This window comes from Bacillus sp. GMs2/2, from assembly GCF_050172095.1.
Taxonomy (GTDB): Bacteria; Bacillota; Bacilli; order Bacillales; family Bacillaceae_G; genus Bacillus_A; species Bacillus_A cereus.
This window is the reverse complement of record NZ_JBNLYE010000636.1, coordinates 1-1,555: the sequence shown is the minus strand read 5'-3', so window position 1 is coordinate 1,555 and position 1,555 is coordinate 1. Positions and strand designations below refer to the sequence as shown.

Genomic DNA, 1,555 nt, shown 5'->3' with positions numbered 1-1,555 from the left:
ATAACAGCTAAGACCATAAATAATAAGTGCAATCATTGTAATATACCACTTTCCTCTGTACTTCTTTACACACTGCATAAGCCCCCAAAGGAAAAGTAATATAATTGATTGAATCACTAAAATATTTAGCGTCCCTAACAGAGTAGCTGTCATAGGGTAAATGATCCATATACTCACCAATGAACGTATAGCCATGACCGTAGCAAAGATTCTCCTATAATGAGACAGTCTTATACTACCTATGCAGTACTCTTGTAAAAATACGATAGATGCTACTAGCATATTTAAAACCAAAATTAATAAATATTCAAAAAACTCTACCAACTCTAAATTCTCCTTCATAAATTTATTTACGATTTCCTATTGCATCAAAAGTTAACAATTCACTCCGAAATTTTACAAGTTACTTTTTCAAAAATACTAGCTAATATTCCAATAATCATCAAAGAGATTATTATTCATACATTCATTTTATTACTCAAGGACGACCTATTTAACAATCCAATTTTTTAGCGGACTTGAAATAGTCTTGAAATTTATCATCGATGTCCTCATCTTTACTAAAAAAAAGCGTTATATGCGAATCCCAACAAACAATCTCAAGTGTTGCTTGGGGATGCTTAATATTTGGACTTGGTACCCAGAGTTCTTCGTTTCCATTTGCATAGGGTTCTACAAGCAAGTTATTAATATCAATGTTTATAGACTTATCAAAAGCAGATAATACGCCCCAAATAAATTGAGGATTATATTTCTTTACGAGATTTGAAAGATCTTCACCTGCTATCCAAACTATTGGATACGACATTTTAGGATAATCTCGGATAAGTTTCTCTTCCTGATGTGCGACAATCTCCATGTCTGTTATAAGCCAATCAAACTCTTTTTCCCTACCTTGAAATGAGTCAAAAACGGAAGCTAAAACTGTATGTTTAGATCCATGTAAAATGAAGTTCATCCAATCCCTCCAATTAGTAACAATCGATAAGTTAGCCTTCTTGAACTTATTATGTGTAGATAATTAAACAAATACCAATGAATACTGTTACTATACACAATATAATAGTTGTTGCAGTATCTAGCAAAATGCTTACGGCTAAGAAAATTATTGATTTAAGAGCAAAAGAAGGCCCTTTTTCTTTCCATTGCCGATAGATTTGTATCATTGCATAAATTAATGGAATCATACCACCTATAATCAGAATAATCCCTATTATTTTCTCCATGTTTCCTCTCCTTTTAAAGATTCGAATCAATAAATATACTATATAATCATACGCCCTCAGAATATATCCTTATATTTTTAGAGTTATTTTACACATACAAAACTCTCTAATCATAGCTACACTCGTATTAAGCGCATTGTTAAAAGTTATATAATCTTTCATTCTGTAATTAACGGAACTTTCCATCTGCTAAAAACATTGCCATACAGCTTAACATTTTCTAAGGTATTAAATTTCCTAAGATATCAATTAGCTCTTCTAATGCTCTTCCCAAATCGTTTATATTGTCTCGTTCATCAAAACCTTTTTCCATTAATTCATCTACTATA

At 31.3% G+C, this 1,555-nt stretch carries 3 protein-coding genes; all 3 read right to left on the bottom strand.

Annotated elements, in window-relative coordinates:
• Nucleotides 1-324, bottom strand: a 324-nt coding sequence (locus ACQGS6_RS28185) for a hypothetical protein (RefSeq protein WP_426966009.1), incomplete at its 3' end; no start/stop codon positions are given.
• Between the two features lie 169 nt (nt 325-493).
• The gene (locus ACQGS6_RS28180) at nt 494-958 is read right to left on the bottom strand and encodes a hypothetical protein (RefSeq protein WP_025966992.1); all 465 of its coding nucleotides are present in this window, start codon (nt 956-958) and stop codon (nt 494-496) included.
• Between the two features lie 49 nt (nt 959-1,007).
• On the bottom strand, nt 1,008-1,226 hold the full coding sequence (locus tag ACQGS6_RS28175) for a hypothetical protein (protein ID WP_000411162.1): 219 nt from the start codon (nt 1,224-1,226) through the stop codon (nt 1,008-1,010).
• Between the last annotated feature and the right edge of the window lie 329 nt (nt 1,227-1,555).